This window comes from Methylobacterium sp. WL18, from assembly GCF_008040015.1.
Classification (GTDB): Bacteria; Pseudomonadota; Alphaproteobacteria; order Rhizobiales; family Beijerinckiaceae; genus Methylobacterium; species Methylobacterium mesophilicum.
Window position 1 is genome coordinate 13,564 of record NZ_VRVD01000008.1, and the last position, 25,179, is coordinate 38,742.

Annotated in this window: 21 protein-coding genes and 4 pseudogenes; 11 read left to right on the forward strand and 14 right to left on the reverse strand. The window is 67.3% G+C overall.

The window, feature by feature from the left end:
* Positions 1-11 precede the first annotated feature (11 nt).
* Positions 12-812 carry a pentapeptide repeat-containing protein gene (locus FV228_RS01780; RefSeq protein WP_147853028.1) on the reverse strand — a complete coding sequence of 267 codons (801 nt, stop codon included), beginning with the start codon at positions 810-812 and terminating at the stop codon, positions 12-14.
* Positions 813-1,024: 212 nt separating this feature from the next.
* On the opposite strand from FV228_RS01780, the gene FV228_RS01785 reads away from it, so the two are divergent.
* A complete protein-coding gene (locus tag FV228_RS01785; RefSeq protein WP_147853029.1) occupies positions 1,025-1,699 on the forward strand; it encodes a Crp/Fnr family transcriptional regulator in 675 nt (224 codons plus the stop codon).
* Between the two features lie 61 nt (positions 1,700-1,760).
* Here the strand turns inward: FV228_RS01785 and FV228_RS01790 are convergent, their stop codons facing one another.
* Positions 1,761-3,050 (reverse strand): Y-family DNA polymerase, encoded by a 1,290-nt coding sequence (locus tag FV228_RS01790; protein ID WP_147853030.1) that lies wholly within the window; start codon positions 3,048-3,050, stop codon positions 1,761-1,763.
* Positions 3,047-3,475, reverse strand: coding sequence for a S24 family peptidase (locus FV228_RS01795; protein WP_147853031.1), 429 nt, complete (start codon positions 3,473-3,475; stop codon positions 3,047-3,049). The genes FV228_RS01790 and FV228_RS01795 overlap by 4 nt, the downstream gene beginning before the upstream one ends.
* A gap of 404 nt (positions 3,476-3,879) precedes the next feature.
* Between FV228_RS01795 and FV228_RS01800 the strand changes: the two genes are divergently transcribed.
* The 6 genes and pseudogenes from FV228_RS01800 to selB all read left to right on the forward strand — a co-directional run bounded on the left by FV228_RS01800 (position 3,880) and on the right by selB (position 9,992).
* The gene (locus FV228_RS01800; RefSeq protein ID WP_147853032.1) at positions 3,880-4,614 is read left to right on the forward strand and encodes a dienelactone hydrolase family protein; all 735 of its coding nucleotides are present in this window, start codon (positions 3,880-3,882) and stop codon (positions 4,612-4,614) included.
* Between the two features lie 39 nt (positions 4,615-4,653).
* Positions 4,654-5,028 (forward strand): VOC family protein, encoded by a 375-nt coding sequence (locus FV228_RS01805; RefSeq protein ID WP_147853033.1) that lies wholly within the window; start codon positions 4,654-4,656, stop codon positions 5,026-5,028.
* Between the two features lie 287 nt (positions 5,029-5,315).
* Positions 5,316-5,625: pseudogene (locus tag FV228_RS33980) on the forward strand (SDR family NAD(P)-dependent oxidoreductase); the annotation flags it as partial.
* A gap of 218 nt (positions 5,626-5,843) precedes the next feature.
* Entirely contained in the window at positions 5,844-6,314 is a 471-nt protein-coding gene (locus FV228_RS01815) for a MarR family transcriptional regulator (protein ID WP_147853034.1), read from the forward strand.
* 312 nt (positions 6,315-6,626) lie between these two features.
* A pseudogene (locus FV228_RS01825) lies at positions 6,627-8,003 on the forward strand (ABC transporter substrate-binding protein).
* Between the two features lie 69 nt (positions 8,004-8,072).
* Entirely contained in the window at positions 8,073-9,992 is a 1,920-nt protein-coding gene (gene selB / locus FV228_RS01830) for a selenocysteine-specific translation elongation factor (RefSeq protein WP_147853036.1), read from the forward strand.
* 156 nt (positions 9,993-10,148) lie between these two features.
* Here the strand turns inward: selB and FV228_RS01835 are convergent, their stop codons facing one another.
* From FV228_RS01835 to FV228_RS01875, 9 genes are all read right to left on the reverse strand, one after another.
* Complete coding sequence (locus FV228_RS01835) at positions 10,149-11,864, reverse strand: sensor histidine kinase (RefSeq protein WP_147853037.1); 1,716 nt, start codon at positions 11,862-11,864, stop codon at positions 10,149-10,151.
* Entirely contained in the window at positions 11,855-13,003 is a 1,149-nt protein-coding gene (locus FV228_RS01840; RefSeq protein ID WP_147853038.1) for a hybrid sensor histidine kinase/response regulator, read from the reverse strand. The genes FV228_RS01835 and FV228_RS01840 overlap by 10 nt, the downstream gene beginning before the upstream one ends.
* Positions 13,004-13,017: 14 nt before the next feature.
* Positions 13,018-13,443, reverse strand: coding sequence for a response regulator (locus FV228_RS01845; protein WP_147709580.1), 426 nt, complete (start codon positions 13,441-13,443; stop codon positions 13,018-13,020).
* Positions 13,427-14,566 carry a PAS domain-containing sensor histidine kinase gene (locus FV228_RS01850; protein WP_147853039.1) on the reverse strand — a complete coding sequence of 380 codons (1,140 nt, stop codon included), beginning with the start codon at positions 14,564-14,566 and terminating at the stop codon, positions 13,427-13,429. Before FV228_RS01850 ends, FV228_RS01845 begins: the two co-directional genes overlap by 17 nt.
* A gap of 324 nt (positions 14,567-14,890) precedes the next feature.
* On the reverse strand, positions 14,891-15,877 hold the full coding sequence (locus tag FV228_RS01855; protein ID WP_147853040.1) for a mechanosensitive ion channel domain-containing protein: 987 nt from the start codon (positions 15,875-15,877) through the stop codon (positions 14,891-14,893).
* An 83-nt stretch (positions 15,878-15,960) separates the two neighbouring features.
* Positions 15,961-16,782 carry a mechanosensitive ion channel domain-containing protein gene (locus FV228_RS01860; protein ID WP_246686480.1) on the reverse strand — a complete coding sequence of 274 codons (822 nt, stop codon included), beginning with the start codon at positions 16,780-16,782 and terminating at the stop codon, positions 15,961-15,963.
* 5 nt (positions 16,783-16,787) lie between these two features.
* On the reverse strand, positions 16,788-17,963 hold the full coding sequence (locus FV228_RS01865) for a hypothetical protein (RefSeq protein ID WP_147853042.1): 1,176 nt from the start codon (positions 17,961-17,963) through the stop codon (positions 16,788-16,790).
* Positions 17,964-18,170: 207 nt separating this feature from the next.
* On the reverse strand, positions 18,171-20,909 hold the full coding sequence (locus FV228_RS01870; protein ID WP_147853043.1) for a PAS domain-containing protein: 2,739 nt from the start codon (positions 20,907-20,909) through the stop codon (positions 18,171-18,173).
* 199 nt (positions 20,910-21,108) lie between these two features.
* The gene (locus tag FV228_RS01875; RefSeq protein ID WP_187274864.1) at positions 21,109-21,519 is read right to left on the reverse strand and encodes a response regulator; all 411 of its coding nucleotides are present in this window, start codon (positions 21,517-21,519) and stop codon (positions 21,109-21,111) included.
* A 259-nt stretch (positions 21,520-21,778) separates the two neighbouring features.
* On the opposite strand from FV228_RS01875, the gene FV228_RS01880 reads away from it, so the two are divergent.
* Both FV228_RS01880 and FV228_RS01885 read left to right on the forward strand, forming a co-directional pair.
* Positions 21,779-22,153, forward strand: coding sequence for a response regulator (locus tag FV228_RS01880; RefSeq protein WP_147853044.1), 375 nt, complete (start codon positions 21,779-21,781; stop codon positions 22,151-22,153).
* A 397-nt stretch (positions 22,154-22,550) separates the two neighbouring features.
* The gene (locus tag FV228_RS01885) at positions 22,551-23,105 is read left to right on the forward strand and encodes a metallophosphoesterase (protein ID WP_147853045.1); all 555 of its coding nucleotides are present in this window, start codon (positions 22,551-22,553) and stop codon (positions 23,103-23,105) included.
* Here the strand turns inward: FV228_RS01885 and FV228_RS33985 are convergent.
* A pseudogene (locus tag FV228_RS33985) lies at positions 23,059-23,295 on the reverse strand (hypothetical protein); the annotation flags it as partial. The gene FV228_RS01885 and the pseudogene FV228_RS33985 overlap by 47 nt on opposite strands.
* A pseudogene (locus tag FV228_RS01895) lies at positions 23,295-23,387 on the reverse strand (ATP-binding protein); the annotation flags it as partial. The pseudogenes FV228_RS33985 and FV228_RS01895, both read right to left, overlap by 1 nt.
* Positions 23,388-23,581: 194 nt before the next feature.
* Here FV228_RS01895 and FV228_RS01900 point away from each other — a divergent pair.
* Together FV228_RS01900 and FV228_RS01905 are read left to right on the forward strand one after the other, a co-directional pair.
* Complete coding sequence (locus tag FV228_RS01900; protein WP_147853046.1) at positions 23,582-24,220, forward strand: 2,3-bisphosphoglycerate-dependent phosphoglycerate mutase; 639 nt, start codon at positions 23,582-23,584, stop codon at positions 24,218-24,220.
* A gap of 147 nt (positions 24,221-24,367) precedes the next feature.
* A partial coding sequence (locus tag FV228_RS01905) for a putative sulfate exporter family transporter (RefSeq protein WP_147853047.1) occupies positions 24,368-25,179 on the forward strand: 812 nt, incomplete at its 3' end.

Consider the following 25,179-nt stretch of genomic DNA (forward strand, 5'->3'; position numbering starts at 1 on the left):
TGGAAGAGGGCTCAGTTCGAGACCTGCGTGATGGCGCGGTCGACGTTCACGCGGGCCGACCAGTCCTTGGCGCTGTCCTGACCCTTGAGGTCGATCAGACGGGCGGCGGTGACGTCGACGTTCTTGAAGTCGGCCCCGGCGACGGTCGCGCCGGTGAGGTTGGCCCCCGACAGGTCGGAACCCATCAGGACCACGTCGGTCAGGTCGGCGTCGGTGAGGTCGGCGTATTCGAGGCGCGAGCGACCGAGGTTCGCTCCCTTCAGGTTGGCGCCCTTGAGGTTCACCGAGACGAACACGGCCCGCATCAGGCCCATGGACTGGTTCTTGATGTCGGCTCCGCCCTTGAGGTCGACGAGCGTCGCCCCGGCCATGTTGGCGCCCTTGAAGTCGCCGATGGGCATCGACCGGCTGAGGTCGGCGCCGCTGAGGTTCGCGTCGCGGGCGGTGATGCCGAACATCTTGGCGCCGACGAGCTTGGCGCCGGAGAGGTCGGCCTTGATGAACCAGGCCTGCTCCAGGTTCGCGCCGGACAGGTCGGCGCCTCGCAGGTTGGCCTTGTTGAGGCGGGCGGTGCGCAGGTTCGCACCCTTGAGGTTCAGGCCCGACAGGTCGAGGCCGGCGAGCGCCTTGTCGGACAGGTCGATGGGCCTGCCGTCGGCCTTGGCGATCAGGGCCTCGACGTCGGCGCGGGTCATCTCGGCCTTCGTCATCGCCGCCGAGCCCATGTCGGCGCCCAGGAGCAGGTCCTGTTCGGCATGGACCGGGGCACTCAGGAGGACGGAGGCGAGCAGAAGGGGGGCGAGGCGGCGCATGGTTTTCTCCCGATGGTTCTGCCCCGGCCCACGGGAAGCCTTTGCTTCCTCATGCCGTCGCCCGAGCGGATTTTTGTTCTCTAGGGACGGTGGTACTGAGGACGTTTCCAAGCGTCTGTGACCCAGGTCACCGAAGGCTGTGGATCCGCAGGTTTCACGCATCGACCGGGGCATGGTGGCGTTCAATGACCGCCAGCCCGAGGAGGAAGACCATGCAGAGCGCCCATCAGGTCGAGCGCTGGATCGAGCGCTTTCCGCTGGTCCGAAATTTCAGCGCGAACCATCTCCAGCTGGCGCGGGGCACGGTTGCGTTCCCCATCTTGGAAGCGGGTGCCATCGCGTACGAACTCCAGGACTCGTGCGCGAACTACCTCATGTGCATCGACGGCCGGACCCGGGTGTTCCGGATGTCCGAGGGTGGCCGGGAGATGCTGATCTACAAGGTCGGCGCCGGCGGGACCTGCGTCCTCACCACCCAATGTCTCCTTTCGGGCGGTGGCTTCCCGGCACAGAGCGTCGCGGAGGCCCGGACCGAGTTGGCGGCCTTGCCGGCCGATACCTTCCGTCAGCTGATGCGCGAGAGCGACGCCTTCCGGGACTTCGTCCTCGACGACTACACGAGGCTCCTGTCGGCGGTCTTCGACCTGGTGGAGGAGGTCGCTTTCGCACCGCTGGAGCAGCGCCTTGCGCGCCGGCTGCTGGTCGAGGCCGACGCCGAGGGGATCGTCTGGAAGACGCATCAACAGCTCGCGTCCGACGTCGGGAGCGTGCGCGAGGTGATCAGCCGCCTGCTGGGAGAGTGGGCCGACACCGGCTTGGTCGAGGTCCGTCGCGGACAGGTTCAGCTTATGGACCGCGCCGGTCTGGCTGCCGGAAGGACGCCATAGGTATCGAACGGCATTGGTCGGGGTTCACGGCCCCTCGCCGGCAAGACGCCCCGAGATAGGGCTAGGCCGCGGCCACCACGGGCAGCTCGTCGAGCCTAGTCGTGTAGCGCGGCGACCGCATCTCGAACTTGGTCGACCATTCGCGCTTGGGGGCGAACCCTGCCGCGCCCGGTACGACCGCCCCGCGTCCGAAGCGACGGTTGCAGGCGTCGAGTGCCTCCATGAGGGCGGCCCCCATCTCGCGGTCGAGCTGGCCGAGGCCTGGCATCGCCCGCTGGGAGGCGGCCAACGGCATCAGGTCGGTGGTGACCACCCCGGCCTTGGAATAGCGGTACCCGTCCCGCCAGATCTTCCGGACGCCATGGGTGGCGGCCTTCACAAGGGCGAGGGTGTCGTTGGTCGCCTCGGGGAGCGTGACCACGGTCGAGACCGAGCGTTGCGGTCGGTCGCGGTCATGCTCCGAGGTGTGGAAGAAGACGGTAACATGGTTGGTGGCCAAGCCTTCGCGCCGCAGCTTCTCCCCGAGCCTGGACGCGTGGGTAGCGACGCCCTGCTCCATGGTGGCGCGGTCCTCGACCCGCTCGGAGAACGACCGGGTGACGGCGCATCCCTTCCGGGTCGCGGCAACCGTCTCCAGGTCGAGGCAGGGGGTGCCGCGGAGCTCGTGCACGAGGCGCTCTCCGACCACGGTCATGGTCTTGCGGGCGACCTTCGGATCGAGGTCGCGTACGTCGGCGGCGCTGTCGCATCCAAGTGCCTCCAGCCTCCGGGCGTTGGCCGGCCCGACGCCCCAGATGTCGGCCACCGGCACCCGGATGATCCAGTGGTCGTACTGCTCCGGATCGGTCAGGTCGCAGACCCCGCCCAGAATGGGGTTCTTCTTGGCGACGTGGTTGGCGAGCTTGGCCAGCGTCTTGGTGGGGCCGATGCCGACACAGGTCGGGATGCCCGTCCACACCCGGACGGTTTCCCGCATGTCGCGGGCCAGGGACTCCCGATCCTTCTCGCGCACGTCGGAGATATCGAGGAAGCTCTCGTCGATGGAATAGATCTCGATGCGGGGAGAGAAGTCCCGATAGACGGCATTCACCCGGGCGGACATGTCGCCGTAGAGGGCGTAGTTCGAGGAGTAGACCCGCACCCCTTTCGCCTTGCACATGTCGCGGATCTTGAACCAGGGCTCGCCCATCCTGATGCCGAGCGCCTTGGCCTCGTTGGTCCGGGCGATGGCGCAGCCGTCGTTGTTGGACAGCACGATCACCGGGACCTTCGCCAGGCGCGCGTCGAAGACCCGCTCGCAAGAGCAGTAGAAGCTGTTGCCGTCGGAGAGGGCGTAGGCCCGGGCGCTCATTCGCAGCGGCGCTTTGCGCAGACGGACCCGGAGACCACGCCCCAGACCTCGATGACGGCGTCGGGGGAAAGCTGGAACTCGGGGAAGCGCGGGTTGGCGAAGTGCAGGGTGATCCGCGGCCCCTGGCGCTTCCAGACCTTGAAGGAGCGCTCACCGTCGATGTCGACCACGACGATGTCACCGTTGCGCGGGGTGAGGGAGCGGTCGACGATGGCGAGGTCGCCGTCGAACAGGCGGGCCAGGATCATGCTGTCGCCGGCGACCCGGACCAGGAAGGTGGCCGGGCGATTGACGATCAGCAGGCGCTGAAGGTCGATCTCCTCCTCGATGAAGTCGTCGGCCGGGCTCGGGAAGCCGGCCCGGACAGGCTTGGCGAGAAGGGAGATCGGCATGGGAAAGCCGATGGTGACGCCGCTGACTTGCATGGTGCTCCTCCGCGAATACAGGAACAAAAGCAGAACACGTTTGATGGGTTCCGTATAGCGGCTACGCTTGTCGGCCGAGGCACGTTTTGGTGGGCGCGTCCTTGCCCGGGCGGATGGGGCCCCGGGGCCGGGTCACGGTTCCGCGTGGAAAACGGCGCAGACCTTCGACCCCGAGGGCGTAGCGATAGCGAGTAACGCTACGACATTGTTCCGGGTTGGCCGACAACCCTCGCAGCCTCTCTTCCTCGGGGGCTTAGAAGCTCCAGCCGTACGGGTTCGGGGCCATCGTCTTGAGGCGTCGGCATCCTACGTCCTAGAAAGAACATCCCCTGATCCTTCCGGACATCAGGAAGGTGCGCTTCCCTGCGAAACTGCCGGCCGCGTTGCACGCTTGGAGCCATTTCATGCCGCACGAAAGAGTGACCGTCCGGACCCGCGACGGTGAATGTCCCACGCATGTCCTGACGCCCGGGGATGCGGGCCCGTGGCCGGCGGCGATCATGTACATGGATGCCGGAGGTATCCGGCCCGCCATGGTCGAGATGGCGCAGCGTCTCGCGGACGCCGGTCACGTCGTGCTGCTGCCGGACCTGTTCTACCGCTACGGGCCCTACGAGCCGTTCGTGCCCGCAGAAGTGTTCAAGGGTGACTTTCGAGCCATCCTTGGTCTGCTGATGGCCACGACCGGGAACGACAAGGCCGTGGAGGATACTGGCGCACTCCTCGCCTACCTCGACTCACGCAGCGACGTCGTAGGCCGCCAGGTCGGCGCTGTCGGCTTCTGCATGGGCGGCGGCATGGCGCTCGCTGCGGCGGCTGCGTTCCCTGATGGCTTCGCCGCCGCGGCAAGCTTCCACGGCGGGAACCTCGCCACCGAGACGCCGACCAGCCCACACCGGGGAGCGCCTCATATCAAGGCGGAGGTCTACGTCGCGGCGGCCGAGAACGACCGGAGCTACCCGCCTGAAATGGCCACCAAGCTTGAGGGAGCGCTGACCGGTGCCGGCGTGACGTTCCGCACCGAGACCTACCCGGCCGAGCACGGCTGGATGATGCCGGACTTTCCCGTGTACGACCGTGAGGCCGCCGAGCGTGGCTGGAGCGAGCTGAGGGCGCTGTACCATCGCACGCTCCGTTGACCTTCGGAACGGCGGTCGGTCGACCTTTGAAGGGAAGGCATGTTCACCCACGTCATGATCGGCAGCAACGACCTTGAGCGGGCCAGGGTGTTCTACGACGCCACGTTCGCCGCGTTGGGCGGCCAGCCTGGCGAGATGGATACCAGGGGCAGGTTGATCTACGTCCACGAGGGCGGTCGCCTGATGATCACCAAGCCGATCAACGGCCAAGCCGCGACCTCGGCCAACGGTGGCACCATCGGCATCGCCGCGGCGAGCCCGGACCATGTTCTCGCCTGGCACAGGGCAGGCACCGAGCACGGGGGCAACGCGGTCGAGAGCCCACCCGCCGAGCGTCCGAACGGTGCCTTCGTCGCCTACCTCCGTGATCCGGACGGAAACAAGCTGACCGCGCGATCCAAGCCGACGGAATGACCTACGGCTAGGCCTCGGTGGGTTCTCCGAAAACTCAACCGGTTATCTGGCCCGCATTCGCCCGGGACGAACGCCGGTCAACGACGAGGGCGATGACGGGCCTTGGAGAAAGATGCCCCGTGATCCGGCATCGTTACTCGTTGGACGGAATCCGTTAACCATTTGAAACGGCCCGGGAGACCGGTTCCGGATCAGGCTGCGGGATGAAAGGCCGGACGGGCATGCGCCGCCTACAGGAACACCACCTGAGAAATCCTGTTGGGTCGGCATTCCCTTCGGAGACACGCATGACGACCGATCCCCTGCACAAGTACCCCCGGCCGCCGTTCGAGGCGTAGCCCCAGGGCTTTCCCGGCAAGACCGGCAGATGGCGCCCGAGCCCGATCACGGCGAGGAGAGCTACAAGGGTTCGGGCAAGCTCGACGGCAAGGCGGCACTGATCACCGGCGGCGACAGCGGCATCGGGCGCGCGGTCGCCATCGCCTTCGCCCGCGAGGGGCAGACGTGGCCATCTCTTACCTACCTGAGGAGCAGGCGGACGCGGAAGCGGTGCAGGCCTGGATCGAGAAGGCGGGGCGGCGGGCGCTGCTCCTGCCATCCGCGGGTTCGTTCTTCCACGACTTTCGTACGCCTCGCGGCGCCAGAAACTCTTCAGGATACGCGCCGGTCCGCTTTCGGTCGATTTCTCGCGAATGCGGACGCTCAGAGAGCAGGAAAGACAGGCCTGTGCGCCGCGTTTCCCATTGCGCAGGATACGTCCCGTTGACAACATCGTTCACGCGTGAATGATTGAGGTCTGAACGGAGCAGCGGTCAGTGTCGACATCGACGAAGCAAACTCGCCTGCGGCTGGACGACCAGCTTTGCTTCGCCCTCTATGCCGCGACGAACTCGGTCGTGCGCGCCTACCGGCCGTTGCTGGGCGAGCTAGGGCTCACCTACCCGCAGTACCTCGTCATGCTGGCGCTCTGGCAGGACGGCGTGACGGCGGTGCACGACTTGGCCGCCCGGCTGCAACTCACATCCAGCGCGATCACGCCCCTGGTCGACCGGCTGGAGGCGGCGGGCTTCGTCACCCGGACCCGCGCGGTGGACCGGCGCATCGTCCTCGTCGCCCTGACGGAGGCGGGCCGGTTGCTGGAGGACCAAGTCGCGACGGCGCAGCAGGCCGTGGTCTGTCGCACCGGCCTCGGCGACCGCGAACTCGCCGACCTACGCCAGGAGTTGAAGGATCTCGCCGACCGCGTCGCCGCAGCGGGCATGGCCCAGGGCGACGAGCCGGGCTGAGGATGCCCCGCACGCAGACGTGCGGACGAGGCTCCCCGCGGGGACGAACTGAAACGCGAGGGTTCAACGGCGGCTTGGCCGGCGGCCCAGGCGAATAAATCGAGGGCCCTGCGCAACTGCGGGCGCCTTCCATCCTGTCGGCTCGCGATGAGCCGGACGATGCCCGCACGCCATGCGGGTCAAACACGAGGAGGATACATGGACGCGCAAGCGACCGGGGATCCCGGGGGCGGCCAGCCCTGGGGACCCCACAACACGGTGACGGTGGTCGACCCGTCCCCGGTGAACTGGCTTTCCATCACCTGGAACACGATGGAAGAAGCCAACCGCGTCGACCACGACGGCATCGGCCAGCCGAGCCTCGCCGAGAGCTGGCGCTGGCTCGATGGCGAGACCCTCGAACTCAAGATGCGGGACGCGGTCTACCAGGACGGCGAACCCTTCAACGCTTCGATGTTCAAGCTCGGGTTCGACAAGGTCCAGGAATGGACCAACCCGCACCCGCCTGGCGCCTTCCTCAACTTCGCCCGGGACGTGACTTGCGAGGCGGTCGACGACCGCACCGTCCGGATGCGCTTCCCTGGCGGCGACTCCGCGGCGCTGATGAAGCTGCGCGGCATGCACCTGCCTTCGACACGGTTCTGGAACGAGTGGGGCTTCGTTGACCCAAAGACGGGGTCGGCAGAAGGCCATTGGTGAGTGATCGACGCGCCTGGTCCGTGGGGGACTGGCCCGTTTGTGCTCACCGAGGGCGTCTCGCTCATCGATAGCCGCTCCGACCGCGTGGTCATGGAGCCCAACCCGACGTACTGGAACTCGGCTCGCAGGCCGACGGTCCGGATCGTCTACGACAACGTCATCGGCAAGGACGAGGGCATCAAGTCGGTCGCTGTCGGCGACGGCCAGGTCGACGTCGTGTTCGACCTGACACCGGATGAGGCCAAGGCCTTCCCGGCAAGCGAGCATGGCAAGGTCCAGACAAAGAAGGCCAAGGCGATCCTCACGGGCGTCTTCAACGAGAACCGGCCCGACTCGCCCTGGCGAAACCCGGAAGCCCGCCGGGCACTGAACCTGGCCATCGACCGCCAGTTCGTGCTCGACGAGGGTGCGCACGGCTACGGCACGGTGATCCCGGCCTTCATCCAGCCCGGCCGCTACGGCGCGGATCCGGTTATGAAGCCGATCCCGCACGATCCGGTGGCGGCACGCGCCGCCCTCGACGCTGCGGGCTTGTCGGGGCGCGAGATCGTGTTCGTCGCCTCTCCGGCCTGGAAGGGCGTCGTCGATGCCGTCGGCGCCTGCCTCGCAAGAGTCGGGCTGTCTGCCCGGTTCGTCAGCGCCAAGGACGAGCCGCCGGCCGACTTCGACGTCAAGATCGAGTGGTACTTCGACTGGACGCCGCAATACCCGGTGGCCTGCGTGCACCGCGAGTTCTTCGGAAAGGACGCGACCCTGAGACAGGGTCCGGAGGATCCGAGGTTCGACGCCCTCTACGAGAAACTGCTGCACACGGCGAAGGAGCCGCAGCAGGAGGGCGTGGTGCGCGAGGTGGAGCGGTACATTCAGGACGAGGCGAAGGCCTTGTTCCTGTTCTCGCCCTTCACACTCTTCGCGGTCTCGAACCGCGTGGACTTCGTCGCCTACGACACCTGCATGTCCGAACTGGCCGAAACCCGCATCAAGGGTTGAGGTCGCTTCCGGCCGGCGCGGACCGTTCCGCGCCGGCCACCCCGGGCTCCAGCACGAAGTCGCCAAGCCATGATCGTCGTGACGGCGGGTCATATCGACCACGGCAAGACGACGCTGGTGAAGGCGCTCACCGGCGTCGACGCCGACCGGCTGCCGGAAGAGAAGGCCCGCGGCATCACCTTGGATCTCGGGTTCGCCTACGCGCGTCGGGGTGATTGCACTCTCGGCTTCGTGGACGTGCCCGGCCATGAGCGCCTGGTGCGCACGATGGTGGCAGGGGCGACCGGCGTCGCGTTCGCCCTCCTCGTCGTGGCGGCCGACGACGGCGTCATGCCCCAGACCCGTGAGCACATCGCCATCCTTGACCTGCTCGGCCTCGGACATGGGATCGTGGCGGTCACCAAGAGCGACAAGGTGGACCCGACGCGTCTCGCGACGGTTCGCGCCGAGATCCGCACGGCGTTGACCGGGACCGGCCTCGCCAATGCACCCATCGTCGCCTGTTCGTCGTTGTCCGGTGCCGGCATCCCCGAGCTCGCGGGCCTGCTGGACTCCGCTGCGGCCACGCCCGCCGTGGTCCGACCGACGGCAAGGGGCTTCCGTCTGGCGGTCGACCGCTCCTTTACGATCTCGGGGGCCGGCATCGTGGTCACCGGGGCCGTACATGCCGGCACCGTGCGCGTTGGCGACCGCCTGCTGGCCTCCCCGGGCGGACAGGAGGTGCGGGTGCGGGGCATCCGTGCCGAGGACCTCGTGACCGATGAGGCCGGCGCCGGGCAGCGCTGCGCCCTGAATATCGTTGGCCCCCGCCTGTCGAAGGGGGACATCCATCGCGGGGACTGGATCCTCGCACCGGCGCTGCTTGGGCCGACCCTGCGTCTCGACGTGACGCTGCGCCTGCTGCCCGGTGAAAAACGGGCTCTCCGCCATCGCACGCCCGTCCAGGTGCACCACGGCGCTGGCTTGGTCACCGGGCGGGTACTCCTCGCGGAGGGCGTCGTCATCGAGCCTGGCGGGTCGGCCAGAGCTCTGATCGCCCTCGATGCGGGACTTGGGGCGCTTTACGGCGACCGCTTCATCCTCCGCGACATCTCCGCCTCGCGCACCCTGGGCGGAGGCACAATCGTCGACATCGACAGTCCGCGACGCGGAGCTTGGTCGGAAGAGCGGCAGGCGATCGTTCAGGCCCTCGACCAAGCCGACGATGGGCACGCGCTCGACGGCCTGCTCGAAGCCAGCCCGGTAGAGGTGGATCTCGTTCACTTCGCGCGGTCACGCAACGTTCCGGCGGCGGCCATGTCTGCCCTTGCAGACACCCTCGGCGTCATGGTGGTGGAGACGCCCCGCGGTCCGCTCGGTTTCTCAGGCGCGCGCATGAACGGCATCCGCGGTGCCGTCCTCGCGGTGCTCGACGACACGCATCGGACCGAGCCCGACAATCCGGGGCTGTCCCCGGAGGAAGTCGCGGCAGGCATTCTCCTTCAAGACCGCAGGGTTTTGCCGGTCATTCTCGACGCGCTGGTCCGCGACGGTACGGTCGCGCGTCGCGGCAGCTACCATCATCGCCCGGGGCACGTCGTCCGCCTCAGTCCCGAGGATGCGGTACTTCACGAGGAGATACGCGCGATTTTAAAGGAGGCCGGGCTCGATCAGCCGCGCTTGGCCGAACTCGCGCAGCGCGTGGGCAGTGAGCCGGACATCTTGCGTGGCTTTCTGGATCGGCTCGGCCGCATCGGCTGGCTGCAGCGTATCTCGAAGCACTATTACATCCTGCCCAGCGTCCTGCTCGAATTGGTGGATCACGCCCGGGCGGTGGCCGGCGCACATCCTGAAGCGCTACTCACCGTTGGGCAGTTTCGCGAAGCAACCGGGATCGGGCGGAACATCACGATGCCGATCCTGGAATACTTCGATGCGCAGGGTCTGACGATGCGTGTCGCTGAGGGGCGCCGCGTTCGACAAGAGGCGTTCACACCAAACAAATCTTAGCTGTCGTCCCTGCCTGGGTGACAGATCGAGAGTCGTTTGGGCGATCCGCGGCATGAGCCAAGGTGATCTCGACGTATGCCGGGGCATGGCGTCCGAGGGGCATCTTTCGCCTCCGGCCGAAGTCCAATCCTTTCGATGTCGCTGACTGCTCGTCCCTCAATGCGTGGTGGCAAGTGGGCTCAAGTGAGCGGCCCCAAGCGCAGTCAACGGGACATCCAAGGCAACGCGGAGGCCCGTCTCGGCGAAATCGAGGTCGATCTCCCCATCGAGTTCGCGCTCGACGCTGACTGCGATCAGCCGCGTGCCGAAGCCCCGACGCGTCGGCGGAACGGTCGGCGGGCCGCCGGTCTCCCGCCACTCCAGGAGGAGCCGACGGCCTTTGCCAGCGTCGGCTATGACCGACCATGCGATCCGAACCTCGCCTCCGGGAACGGACAGCGCGCCGTGCTTGGCGGCGTTGGTGGCCAGCTCGTGGAGCGTCATCCCGAGGGACAGCACATGGCGCGGCGGAAGGTCCACGTCGGGACCGTCCACGACGAAGGTCGCGTCGCCGCCGCGATAGGGGCCCAGCTCGTTCTCCAGCACCGCCCGAAGGGGAGCGCCCGACCAGTCGTCCCGCGTCAGGAGGTCATGGGTCTTCGACAGGGCGAGGATGCGTGCCTCCAGCCTCTCCCCGGGTGCATCGCCGCCGCGCGTCGATTGCCGTGCCAGGGCCTGGACCGTGGCGAGGGTGTTCTTCACGCGATGGTTGAGCTCATGCAGCATCGTCACCTGCCGTTCCTGCATCGCGCGACCGTTGCGGACCTCGTCGCGAAGGTCGGCCTCGTTGCGCTGGAGGCTTCCGGCCATCGCGTCGAGCTTGCTGCCGAGCCGACCGAACTCGTCGGCGCCGTCCAACCCTGTCCGGGCCGCAAGATCTCCGGCCTGCCATTTCGATGCCGTCCGGAGCAGGCGGTCGAAGGGGCGGCGAATGAAGGCGCGTCCCGCCAGGAACGCGGCGGCCACGGCCAAAATCGCACCCAGCGCGATCAGCACCACGCCCCTGCGGGTGGCGGCGTCCACGTCCGCGAAGGCGACATCGCGGTCCCGGCCGACCGTGACCCATGCGGACGAAGCCGCCCCACCGGGCTTGGCGTTGGCGAGGATGCGTTCGCGCCCGTCGATGCCCAAGTCGACGCGGACACCCTCGCCACGGCTCATCACGATGCGCTGCCGATCCGGCGGCACCGGCTTCCCGACCCATTCATCCCCATCCGGATAGCGGACCAGGATGATCCCGTCCTGGTCCGCCACCGTCACGGAGGTACTGGGCAGTCTCAGGTTGCGCCTGAGGTAGCCGTCGAGCCAGCCGAGGTCGACGGCGACGGCGAGCACTCCCACCGTCCGGCCGGCTGCGTCTGGCAGGGCTTGAGCGAAATGCAGTGAATTCCTGCGCGAGGCATTGCCGCGGGCGTAGGTGCCCATCACGAACGCACCCTCGGCGACGGCGCGGCGCTGATACACCCGCTCGGGCACAGCGTAGGAGCCGGGCGCGGACCCGAGGCTGTTGCACACGACGGTCCCGTCCGGCCGGGTCAGGGCCAGCACCGCGAACTGCGGGTTGTCGCGTACCGCCCGACGCAGGTACTCGGTGCACCCCGAGGGCTCCAGCGTTCGGACCGCTGGGTCCTGCGCGATGAAGTTCAGAGCTTGCCGCGCCATCTCCGCGACCTGCGAAAGGTCCTCCGCGACGGTGCGGGCCGTTGCCATCGTATCGGCACGCACGATCTCGTCGCGCGACGAGCGTAGGGCGTGCTCGTTGTAGCCCTGGATGGCGAGCGCGGGGGCCAGGGCGAGCATGACAAGGATCAGGATACGGGTAGTCAGGGACATGGGGCGCCGGCCGCTTCCGGAAGAGTGAAGCGGAAGGTGGTGCCCTGGTCCGGGGAACTCGTAACGGTCAGTTCACCGCCTTGCCGCTCCACGAGGTCGCGGCAGAGCAGGAGGCCCAGCCCGCTCCCGCGCTCGCCCGCCGTGCCGTTCGTCGTGCTGCGTCGGTCGAGCCGGAATAGGTCGGCCACCTTACCAGCAGGCATGCCGACGCCAGTATCGGAGACCGTGATCTCGACGCCGCTCCCGGTCCGCCGGCCGGCAACCGTGATCGTCCCTCCCGGCAGCGTGAACTTGACCGCGTTGCTGACGAGGTTGCGCAGCACCGTGGCCAGCATGTCGCGCTGCGCGCGCACGATGGCCCCCTGGCAGTCGATGGCCAGGGTCAGACCCTTGTCGGCAGCCGCCTCGGCGGCGCCCTGCATCACTTCCGCCCCCACCGTGCCGACGGCGACGTCGGTAATCGTCACCGCCATCGTGTCCATCTGCAGGCTCGCCCAGGAGAATAGGCTCTCCAGCAGCGCGTAGGCCTGCGTCGCGGCGTCGTTGATGCCCTTGGCCCGGCGCTCGATGGAGGCGTGGTCCCGCGTCGCCACCGCCTTCCCCAGGACCTCCGACAGTCCGAGCAGCGACTGGAACGGATTGCGCAGGTCGTGAGCGATGATCGAGAACAGCAGGGTCTTCTGCCGGTTGAGGGTGTCGAGCTCCAGCGACTTCGCCTCGGCCTCGCGCCTAGCTTCGTCGAGCTTCGCCTGGAAGCCGCGGCGGGCTTCTGCGTAGCGGATCGCCCGGGCGAGGCTCGACGGGGTCGCCTCCGCCTTGGCGAGGTAGTCGAGGGCGCCGGCCCGCATCAACCGGAACGCGAGGTCCTCGTCCGCCTCGCCCGTCAGCATCAGCACGGCGTGACCCTCGCCCGGGAGGGCGAGGAGGGAGGCCAGCAGGTCGAAGGTGTCGACGTCCGGTAGGCGGTAGTCGAGGAGGATGCAGTCGAACGCATCCTCCCGCGCCAGGCGCAAGCCGGTCGTGCCGTCGGGCGCCTCGGTCAGGTCGTGCTTCAGCCCCGACTTCTTCAGGGCGCGGCGCACGGAGCTCCGGTCGACGGCGTCGTCGTCGATCAGCAGGATGCGGGTGGGGGCTTCCACGATGGTGCCGAGCCCTATTGCGGAAACTCGACCACCTTCCAGAAGTGCTCCAGCATGGAGACCGCCTCCATGAAGGTGTTGGCCGGATCGCGCTTGACGATGTAGCCGGCCACGTTGTGCCCGTAGGCCCGCATGCGGTCCTCGTCGGCCTTCGAGGTGGTGATCATGAACACCACCGCGGTGCGCAGGTCTTCGTCGGCCCGGATCTCCTCCAGGAACTCGATGCCGTTCATGCGCGGCATGTTGAGGTCGAGGAGGATGAGGTGGGGCTTCGGCAGCTTCTCCTTGCCGTTCTGGCCGCGCAGGAACTCCAGCGCCTCGATGCCGTCGCGGGCGACGGTGATCGGGTTGCCGATCTTGCTCTTCTTGAAGGCACGCTTCAGCCCTTGAACGTCGACCTCGTCGTCGTCGACCAGCAGCAGGTTAACCGTCGAACCCATCAGTCCCCCCCTTCGCGCCGTCCCGCGGCCACGTGAAATGCACCGAGAGGCCGCGCCCTTCCCGACCTTCGGTCAGCCAGACCTTGCCACCCTGGCGCTCGACGAGTTTCCTGACGATGGCGAGACCCATGCCGCTGCCCTCGACCTCGTCGCGGGGCCTCAGGGTCTGGAACATGCCGAATACGCGCTCGCGGAACTGCTCCGGGATGCCGGCACCGTCGTCCGTGACCACGAACTCTACCATATCGCCCATCGGGTGCGCATCGACGCGGACGCGACCGTCGCCCGGATGGTCGTGGTGCTTGATCGCGTTGCCGACCAGGTTCTGGATCGCCTGGGTCAGCGGCGCCTTCGCCGCGTTCAGCGTCGGTAGGTCGTCGGCGGCGACGATCTCGAACCCGTCGGGTGGGCTCACCAGCACGGCGAGTTCCTCGACGAGGGCCTTGGTGTCGACCGGCGCGAAGGCGACGTCCGCGCGGCCGGCCCGCGAATAGGCCAGCAGGTCGTCGAGCAGGCTCTCCAGGCGCCGGACCCGGCTCTTCAGGAGATCCATGTTGGTCTGGACGTCGCCGGTCAGCGCGCCTTCGAGATCCTCCTCAATCCAGCCGACGAGGTTCTCGATGCCGCGGAGCGGCGCCTTGAGGTCGTGCGAGGCGACGTAGGCGAACTGCTCCAGTTCCTCGTTGGTTCGTCGCAGGTCGACCGCATGACGGGCGAGCCGTCCCTCCATGCGCTTGCGGTCGGTGATGTCCGTGTTGGTCCCGTACCAGCGGATGACGCGCCCCTCCGCATCGCGAAAGGGGTTGGCGAGCGAGAGGAACCAGCGGTACTCGCCGGTGGCGCTACGCAGGGGAAAGGTGTCTTTCCAGGGCTCGCCGACCTTGAAGGCGTGTGAGATCCGCTCGACGACCCGTTCGACATGGTCGGGATGGTGGACGGCCTTCCAGCCCCAGCCCTTCATGGAATCGATGGTCGTGCCCGTGTAATCGTACCAACGCTGATTGTACCAGAAGATGTCGCCGTTCGCGTCCGCGATCCAAGCCATCTGGGGCAGGGTGTCGGCGAGGTTGCGGAAGTCGGACGCGTCCGGAGCGGTCGGCGTCGGCGCCACGGCGTCTGTCATGGCGTTTCCCTTGTTTGGTGGCTCACCGGCGTCCGCTCGCGGTCGAACGTGTAGGGCACGTCTTTTCGCGTCCTCGGCGCCCTTGTCCACCCGCGTCGGTGATCCGCATCAAGGGATCCACCGGAGGATCCCATCACACGATGACCGCGCCTGTCTCGGCCGGCCCGGTGCCCCAGGCGGCGGACAAAGTCCGTCCTGGCTGCGGCAGGTTCGATAACGCGAGCGCCCCTCCAGCCATGTGACGGAAACGCCGAGTGTCGGGGGCCCAGACCGGGACCGGATCGCCCGGGGAGGGCCTCGGCGACGCATGCGCCCTTGGGTTCGTCATTCCGCAACCTCCGGGGTGGCGGCGGTCCGTCCGGCGCGTCGCCGGCCGGCGAGCTCGACGGGGGGCAGCCCGACGATGTCGTAGGTGGCCGAGGCGATGCCGATGCCCGCGGCGTCGAGGCCCACCAGCATCTCGCGGCTCATGGCGTCCTTGGCGCCTCGGATCTGGTGGGTGCCGAGGATGAAGCGGACGGTCAGCTCCAGCCAGTTGTCGGTGATCCGGAAAAAGACGCGCGGCTCCAGGTCGATGGGCTCGACCCCGAAGCGTTCCTGCAGGTTCGTCTTGGCCTCGGCGGTCATGGCGTTCGTGTCCAGGGCATGCCGCCTTGCCGCAGCGAGCATGATCGCCTCGACCCTCGCCCGGTCGGCCTCGTAGGTGATGGGAATGGACATCTCCTCCCAGATGAACGGGAAGTCGCGCGTGTAGTTGAACACCGGCTCGGAGAAGATCTGCGCGTTGCTCACCGTGACGATGCGGCCGGTGAACTGGCGGCTGCGCACCCACATGGCCGGGCTGCTGCCCTGCACCGCCGGCGGCTGGCCCATCTCCATGATCGTGGTCTGGATGAAACCGAGGCGGAGCACGTCTCCGCGCACGCCGCCCATGGTGATGCGGTCACCCACCGTGAAGGTGGAGCCGCGCAGGATCACGAAGTAGCCGGCCACCGAGGTGACGACCTGCTGAAGCGCGAAAGCGAGTCCGGCGGACATCAGGCCGAAGGCGGTGGCGAGGCGGGCGGGGTCGTTGAACCAGATCGAGAGCAGGCCGAGGACCAGCAACACCGCCGCGAGGAGGCTGATGCCCTGGCGCGTCCAGAACTTGGTCTGGAGCGTGGAATGGTCGGTCCGGTTCAGGACCAGCCCGACCAGCGCCCGAAGGCCGATCCCGCCCCCGACGATCACCGCGATGAAGATCAGGGAAAGCAGGAGCTTTCGCCCGTTCTCGGCATTCACGCCGACCCAATCGATCCCGAGAAAATGCACGCATTGATCCTTCGTGTGGACCTGGACGGGAATGCGTCCGGGTCGGAATGGTCAGCCCCGAAGCCGCGCTCGACGCCGCTCGGTCAGATTGTGGGAGACGGCGTCAGCGCGACCGCCTCCATGGCGCCGGCGTCGGCGATGGCGAGCTTGCCGCGTACGGTCAGGTCGCTGACGAAGGCGAACTGGTCACGCATGTCGAACGGGTAGGCGCGCAGCTTGTAGTGCGTGCCCCAGGGCTCCTCATGCAGCACCACCCGGACCGATTTGCCGTAGTTCAGGAACGGGCTGGTCAGCGCCACGTCCTTCAGCAGCGCGCGAACGAGGGCGCCGTCGTGCCGGGGCAGCAGGTAGAAGTCGGCGACGCACTGCAGGGTCTCGGCGCCGTCGTTCGCGTTGGTGATCCGGTCGGTCCAGATCGTCGAGTGCGGGACGGTCACTGCGTTGTCGTCGGGCGTCTGGAGCAGGATCGCGCGCAGTCCGACGTTTCGCACCTCGCCATAGTCGGAGCCGACCTTGACCCAGTCCCCTGGGCGATACGGCCGCTCGACCAGGGCCACCACCCCGGCGATTAGGCTGCTGACGTAATCCTTGAAGGCGAAGCCGATGGCGACGCTGGCCGCGCCGGCGATGACCAGGAAGTTCTGCAGGGTGATGTTGAAGACGATGGGCACGATCCAGACGATGGCGAGCACCATCAGGAGCAATCGCGCGATGGGCACGGCCGCCAGGAGGTAGAGCCTCAGGCGGCTCGGGCCGCGTTCGGCGAGGTAGGGAAAGGTGCTGCGCACCAGCCAGATCGCCGCCCAGGTGCCGACGACGATGAGCCCGATCTCCCAGAACCGGATGTCCTGGAGGCTGTGGACGAGCTGCACGCCCCCGTCCTGTACGTCCTGTGCGGTGGCCATGGCGTTCAAACCCGTCCCGCGGGAAAGCCCGCCGCTTCGAGGCCATCCCGGATCGCCGGGTAGGCCGCCGCCCGGCAGCCGAACCGGTCGCCCTTGCGCTCCAGGAACCCGGCCCTGAGCAGGACGGGGAGGACGTTCGGTTCCCCGACGCCCGGCAGGACGAGGAGCATTTCCTCACGGGTCAGCGGTCCGTGGATCAGCAAAGCGTGCAGGGCATGGAGGGCGGCCCCGTCGTCCGAACCCGGCAACAGGTACTCGTCGAGGGCGGCCACCCACAGTGTCTGCTCGCTGGCCTCGCCGTCCGAGATCGCGGCCCTCGCGTCGTCGGCGATGTCGGCGTTGTCGCCCGTCCGAAGGCTACGCCGCCAGAGGTGCCAGGCGACCCAGGGTATGCCGAGGCTTCGCCCGGCCAGCTTGCGCAGGTAGTCGTTTCGCGGCGCGCCCGCCTCGTCGACGGCGAGCACGTCCTTGCCATCGGCCGGCAGGCGGAACCGCATCGCCCCGGTGGCCTCGGAGGTCGAGAGCTGAACGAACCAGCTATGCAGCCGGACGGCGTCGAACGGCTTGATCGTCACGGCGTCGGGCAGGAGGGCGTCGGCGCCGGTCGCCTTGGCGAGGTATGCCCAGGCCCAGGCGTTGCAGCCGACGACAACCGGTCGGTCGAGTCCGTCGATGGCCGCAAGGAGCGCGCGCACGGCGCGAAGGCCATCCCGATGCCGCAGGAACCAGTCCTCCAGCCTGGGGACAACCAGGATGCCCGAACCGGCCATGTCCGGCAGGATGGGTTTCTCGGCGGCGGCGAGCGATTGCCGCGAAGGCGGCGCAAGGACCTGATGCCCCGCCTCCGATGCCCAGGTCTCGATGACCGCGTTCTCCTCGCAGGACGGCAGCACCACGGTCAGGATGTGCGACCCGCCGGGCTGGCGATCCAGCCACCTGCCGACGGTGGCCCCGATCTCGGCGAGGACCGGCCCGCAAGCGGGGGGAGCTACGACCTCGTCGAGACGCTTCAGCGTCGCACGGTGCAGCTTGTCGTCGGCGATGAAGGGCTCGGACTTCTCGCGGTGGAACAGGGCGATCAACCGACCGAGGTAGCGCCGGGCGAGTTCCTCCCGGGGTACCGGTGGCGTCTTTGCATCTTCAAGGGGGATCAGGAACGCGGGGCCTTCAGTCTCCGACATCGGCGCGCGGCATTCCAATCCAGAGTGGTCGACAACGTGAACCGCCTAGGTTCGTTGCCGTGCCGGGCCGCATCCACCGGTCACGAAGCAGGCATTGCCGGCTCCCAGCGCCGACGCGACCCACGCGCATCCCCGCTATGATCGAGTGGCGGACCGCGGAGGAACGAGGGCCGGTACGGGGGCGATCCCGGCGCATGATCCTGGCGGCTAGTGGCCAGCGGCAGGCGTATCCTCGGCCTGCAGGCCCCTGAGGGGAGCGTCGATGGTGCACACGACGCCCGTCGCCGGATAGGAGAGATCCACCTCGCCGCCGAAGTTGCCGGCAAGTCCACGCCCGATCAGCCGCGAGCCGAAGCCGGTCCGTGTCGGCGCCGTGACGACGGGACCATCTTGCTCCGACCATCGGAGGGCGCAGTGCGGCTCGCCGCCGTTCTCGCGCAGCGTCCACTCGACCGCGACCTTGCCTTTCGCCGTCGAGAGGGCGCCGTACTTGGCCGCGTTGGTCGCGAGTTCGTGCAGTATCAGGGACAGCGACATCGCGGCCTTCGACCCGACGGTGAAGGTAGGCCCTGCAAGGATGAACCGTCCCGGATTGTCCCTGTGCGTCTGCAAGGCGCTCTCGATCAGGGTCTCGATAGGGGCAGACCCGACCGCTCCCCCGAGCAGGAGATCGTGGGACTTGCTTAGGGCGATCAGCCGACCGGCGAGGACCTCCCTGGCCGCGTCCACGTCGGTCGCCGTGCGCATGGTCTGCGTCGCGATCGATTGGACCATCGCCAGCATGTTCTTCATGCGATGGCTGAGTTCCAGGTTCAGCGTCCGCTGCCGTTCCTCCGCCTCGATCCGCGCCAGGGCCGCACGGGTCCGGTCGGCGATATTGTTGGCGAAGCTGATCTCCTCCGGCGTCCAGGCGTACGGAACATCCTTGAGGGCATAGAGCAGGGCCACGAACCGCCCATGTTCCATGAGCGGCAGGTTGAGCAGGGAACGCACGTGGATGGCCGCGAGGGCGCCGGCGTCCGAGGCGGTCCGGGGGTCGCCGCCGACATCGTCGATGACGACGACATGGCCGTTCTTCAGGCTCTCGATGTACGAGCCGTAGTCCCGGAAGCCATGCACGCCGCCGATGCCCGGCAGACCCGGTGCCGACCATCCCTGGTCGACGAGGATGGTCTCCGCGTCATGGTCGACCGCCCCGTATCCGGCGTGGGACAGGCCCAGCGTCCGACCGAGGATCTCGGACGCCATGCGTGCGATCTCGGCCGGATCGTTCGTGTTGCGCAGCCGGTCCCCCAACTCGGCGAGGGCCGCGCGCCTGGCGTCGGTTCGTTTGCGCTCGGAGACGTCGATGAACATCGCGGCGAAACGTCGTTCCGTCTCGCGGTAGGCCCGGACTTCGAACACGCGTCCAAGCTCGGGAACCGTGATGTCGAAGATCTCGGACAGACCGGTGTCCACCACACGTGCGTAGGTCTCGATCACCCAGTCGGGAATGCCTGGGATGACCTCGCGAACCGTACGGCCCACGGTCTCAACGGGTAGACCGGACTGTGCGGCGAAGGCCGGGTTGATCTCCACGAAGCGGTAATCGAACGGTCGGCCCTGATGGTCGCGGATGATCTCACCGCTGAAGAACCCTTCGTGCATGCCCTCGAAGAGGCCGCGCCAGCGCTTTTCGCTGTCGAGGATCAGCTGTTCGGAAGCCCGTTGCCGGGTGATGTCGCGGGAGACCACCAGCAGCCGCTCGGGCTGACCGTCCGCGCCTCGGATCGGTGTAACCTGCACGTCCCACCACTTCGGCGTGCCCTTGAGGGTGTCGGCGGGCGCCTGGAAATGGCCGGTGCCGCCGGAAAGCGCCGCCCAGAACGCCGCCTGGGCATCGATCCTAGCCTGCCCGTGCCAGAACCCGGTCCAATCGCAGCCCCTGACCTGGTTGAAGTCGTCGGCCTCCATGACCGCGAGGCCGCCCTCGTTCATGAAGGTCAGCCTGGCGCCGGGATCGAGCACCTTGATGCAGTCGGCCGACGAGGACAGCACGCCACGCATGAATGCGGCGTCCGCCTGTTCCTTGGCGGCGGCGTCCCGTTGGGTCGTCCTGTCGCGAAGGATCTTGAGGAAGCCCTCGTGCCGACCGTCCTCGTCTCGAAGCGGCATCATCTCGCCGTTGGCCCAGAACAGGCTGCCGTCCTTCCTGAGGTGCCAACGCTCGTCGGTCCCGCGACCGTGCAGCAGGGCCGAGGCCATCTCCTGTTCGGGAATGCCGGTGGCGACATCCTCTTCGGTGAAGAACACGTGCGCCGGCTTCCCGCGCATCTCGTCCTCGTTCCAACCAAGGATGCGTTCCGCGCCGGGCGACCAACTGGTCACCATGCCCTCCAAGTCCAGGGAGACGATGGCGTAGTCGACCGCGCTCTCCAGGATGGCCTTATTGCGGCGGTCGCTCTCCTTACGGAGCCGGAGCGACCGGCGTAGCTCCAGGGTCGTGACGACTTGGTTCGCCAGCGTCCGCAGCACGAACGCCTGCGCCGGCGTGAGCTTGTTCGGCTTGGTGTCGAGGACGCAGAGCGCGCCTAGGGCGACGCCATTGGGCGTCCTCAGCGGGGCGCCCGCGTAGAAGCGTACCCCGGGGCCGCCGGTCACCAGCGGATTGGCCGAGGTACGTGCGTCTTGGGTCAGATCCTCGATCTCGAAGACGTCGTCTTGCTGAACGGCGTAGGCGCAGATCGACTGGGACAAGGGCGTTTCGCTCCGCCCGAAGCCGGTCTCAGCCTTGAACCATTGGCGGTCGCCGTCGAGGAGTGAGATCAACGACACCGGCATGCCGCAGACATCCGACGCGACCTTCACGATGTCGTCGAACTCGGACTCGGCGGGCGTGTCGAGGATGTCGTAGCTCGCCAGTTCGTCCCGGCGGGGTCCATCGAGGTGTTTGCTTCCTCCCGCCATAGCCCTCCAACCGACTCCCGATGCGCTCTCGGCCGGACGCCGAGACAGATGCGGTCTGCCGTTAAACGCCTCGCCGTACAATGGTATTTCAAGGTTTAAGAACGACTTCGGGCGACGATGGCCGGATCGTCCGGTAGCGTTGCAACCAGAGTGCTGCCCCCCGCAGGTGGTGGTTCTCGGCGCTGGCCCAAGACCACTGCTACTTCTTAAGTGCCTCGGGGTGTTTCTCCGAGGGCATCGTCTTGCGAATGTGGTGCCTGACCACCGAGGGACTGAAGGGCTTTGGGATGAACGTTGCCCCATCCGGCAGGTCACCGTGTGCGGGCCGTATATCGCCGGACGCAACGACGATGGCGATGTGCGGCCACAACTCGGCGGTCCGGCGAGCCAGTTCGAAACCGTCGCCCTGACCGGGCATCTGCACGTCGGTGAACAGCAGATGCACCTTGCCATGGTGCTCGTCGAGCACCTTGATTGCCTGCGCCACGTTCATCGCCTCAAGTACCACGAAGCCCGCATCCTTCAGGATGTCGGCTGCTTCCATCAGGATGAGGGCATCGTCGTCGACCACAAGGGCGAAGGGGGCAGCGGAAAGGCCAGGCAGGGTCATCGACATCAAAGGCCGCTTCGCCGCAGAGGTTGCCTCATAACATAAGTTTGATTTGGCGTTGTCTGCTCACCATCGCGTGGACCAAAACCTCGATCCGATGCGTAAATCACGAGCGGGGATCGGCAGGGTTCATCCCTACGGTACCGCGGACCATGACAAAGGTCGTTTTCCTGCACCAACGCTGATCACATCGGCCAGGACCTTTCAGGCGAAGCGGTCGAAGCCGGCAACCTATCGACTTAACATTTGTTGCGTTCCCATGATGACGAAGCGCTCCATGGAAGCCTCGGCCGTCCTCGTCGTCGAGGACGACGACCTCGTGCGCCTTTGCGCCGTCGAGATGTTGGAGGATGCGGGCTTTGCCATCGTCGAGGCGCGCCATGCCGACGAGGCGTGGTTCATCCTCCACGAGCGGTCGGATATCGGTGCGCTATTCACCGACGTCGACATGCCGGGCTCCATGTGCGGGGTGACCCTGGCCGGACGCGTCCACGACGCCTGGCCAGACATCCGCCTCGTCGTGACGTCAGGGCGCCAGCGCTTCTCCGACGGGGAAATCCCAGACCACGGTCTGTTCTTGCCCAAGCCCTACAGTGCGGACCAGGTCGTCGACGCGATCCAGGACGCTGTCTGACTGTCGGCCGGTCGACGAGAGTGGTTGGCCGTGCTCGTTGGCACGGACGATCTCGACTCCGAGGGAAGCGGGACGCGGGATGCGCTTCCCCTTGCCCACTTCCGGAATCAAGGATTCCTTAACCATGACCGGCCGCACCACGTGCAGGCCGCCGCGTCCGAAGTCCGCCAGTGATGGGAGCCGCCTGGACGAGAGGAGTTCTCGCGCCGAAGGCGGCAACGGACGGCCTTTCGTAGTGGATCCGGTTCGTCCTCCACTTGCGGGAGAGACGAGGGCGATGCGATCGACACGTCACATCAGGAGCGCTCGACCGATGAAAGCCAGGGACTTTCGCCCACGACCCTGACCCCGGAGCGCCGCGCGAAGCGAGAAGGCCTCCGTCATTTCGGAGGCTATATTGCCAAGGACACTTTTCTGCGCCGACACCCATTTCGGGCACAAGAGCATGCTCAGTCCACGCATGCCTCGGCCGCGCCCCTTCGAGACCATCGAGGCCCATGACGAAGCCCTGGTCGCCGCCTGGAACAAGGCGGTCCGACCGGACGACATCGTCTGGCACCTTGGCGACTTCGCCTACAAGTGCGGCCTGGGTTACGCCGCCTCCATACAGGCGCGCCTGCACGGCCGCATCCACCTAATCCGGGGCAACCACGACATCGGGCTCGGCGAGCGTCTCGAATGGGCCAGCCCCATCGTCGACGTCCAAAGGATCTACGTCCAGGACCCGGGAATGCCCGAACGCGTCGCCCTTTGGGCCAGCCACTATGCGCACGTGACGTGGCCTAATGCCTGGCACGGCGATCTCCACGTCTACGGGCACTCCCACGGTGGCATTCCGGCCAACCGGACGAGCCTTGACGTCGGCGTCGACTGCTGGGAATGGCGTCCCGTGACGCTGGGGGAGATTATGGCGAGGATGGCGGCGTCCCCTGCCATCGCCTCGTCATGCTGACGATGCGTCGGTGCCCGCTCCGGTCGGGGCACGATGGTCGCTTCACGAACCCGATGTCGGCGGCCACGGCCTTCAGGCGCTCGGGCTCGCGCTCCTTGCGCTCGGAGTACCGGTCGACGAGATGTTCGGCCCGCTCCCGGGTCAGGAGCGTGAACCTCACCAACTCCTCGCAAACATCGACGACCCGGTCCATTCCCCGAAGGCGAGGTTGGTGGTGACCACGATCGAGGTGGTCTCGTAGAGCTTGCTGATGAGGTGGAACAGGAGCTGGCCGCGCGTCCGCTCTACGACCGGGTTGGGTGGGAAGCAGCTTGGCTGCTTTCAGTCGCAAGACGTTCTTAAGCGGACCTAGGATGACCCGCCGACTTCGGATGGACGGTCCAACCCACTGTATGTTCGAAGTTCGTTGAAGTCGGATGCCGACATCATCAGAGGCGATGCGACCGGCACGAAAGTGCTCTGCCTCGGGAGACAGCGTGATTCACGATTACAAAGCCCCGGTTGCGCGACGTCTCGTGCTGGTCCGGCATGGCCAGAGCGTAGCCAACCGATCCGGCCTGTTCACGGGATTGCTGGACTCGCCCTTGACCGAGCAGGGCCGGATGGAAGCCGAGGCAGCCGGGAGGCGTTTGGCCGAGCGCAGCTGGCGCTTTTCCGCAGCCTTCACCTCGACGCTGACGCGGGCCGTCGTGAGCGGCCGGCTTATTCTCGATGCGCTCGGGCAACCCGGATTGGTCCCCCAACGCTTCGCCGCGCTCGACGAGCGAGACTACGGCGACCTCAGCGGGCTCGACAAGATCACCGCCGATGCGCGCTGGGGGGCGGAGCGGATCGAGACCTGGCGCCGCTCCTACGCCGAGGCGCCGCCGAACGGTGAGAGCCTTCGCGATACCGTCGCCCGCATCGTGCCATGCTACCTCCGAACCATCCTGCCGGCGGTCATGTGCGGGGACGTGCTCGTCGTCGCCCACGGCAATTGCCTGCGGGCGCTTGTTATGGCGCTTGAAGACCTGAGCCCCGCGGAGGTCGAGCACCTCGAACTCGCGACGGGCTCCGTCAAGATCTATGATCTTGCTGCGGACACGACGATCACGGCCCGCTGGATCGACGGGTGAATCCGCCTGTCGGCCCCCCACAATGCGTCTCCGCAAACTCTGAGGGGGTCCTCATTTCATCGATTTCAGTGATGAAAAGCATCTAATCATTCCGTTGGAGTGAATGAACGGGACCTGGGATCCTCCGGCATCACATTGGAGCCATCCATGTCCGCGCCCAGACTTTTCTCCCACTCTCGTTCGACGCGTGCCTTGGCCGGAACGAGAGCCATCCTTCCGGGACTGGGCCTCTGCGTGGCGGTCACCGCCGCAGCGGTCGGCTTCGAAGCCGCCGAGGCGCACCTGTTCGGTCGTGCCTGGCTCGAAGCCTTGGTGCTCGCGATCCTGCTCGGGAGCGCGATCCGCACCGCCTGGACCCCGTCGCAGCGTTTCTTTCCCGGCATCGCCTTCGGGGCCAAGACCGTGCTGGAGATCGCGGTCGTACTACTCGGCGCGTCGCTCAGCATCGCGACGATCCTCGCCGCCGGACCGGGCCTGCTCTTCGGCATCGCGGGCGTCGTCGTCGTGGCGATCCTGTCGAGTTACGGCATCGGCCGAGCGCTCGGGCTGCATCCGCGCATGGCGATCCTCGTGGCCTGTGGGAACTCGATCTGCGGCAACTCGGCGATCGCGGCCACGGCACCGGTGATCGGCGCCGACGGCGAGGACGTCGCCGCCTCCATCGCCTTCACCGCGGTGCTGGGTGTACTGGTGGTGCTCGGCCTGCCGCTGCTGGTGCCGCTGCTCGGTCTGTCGCCGATGCAGTACGGCGTGCTTGCCGGCCTCACCGTCTACGCCGTGCCGCAGGTCCTCGCCGCCACCGCGCCGGTCGCGGCGCTCAGCGTCCAGGTCGGAACCCTGGTGAAGCTCGTCCGGGTGCTGATGCTAGGGCCGGTCGTCCTGGTGCTCTCGCTCGGCGCAAGCCGGCTGCGCGAGGAGACCGACGAGGCCGCCCCCGGCGTCACCGCGGGCCTTCGCTC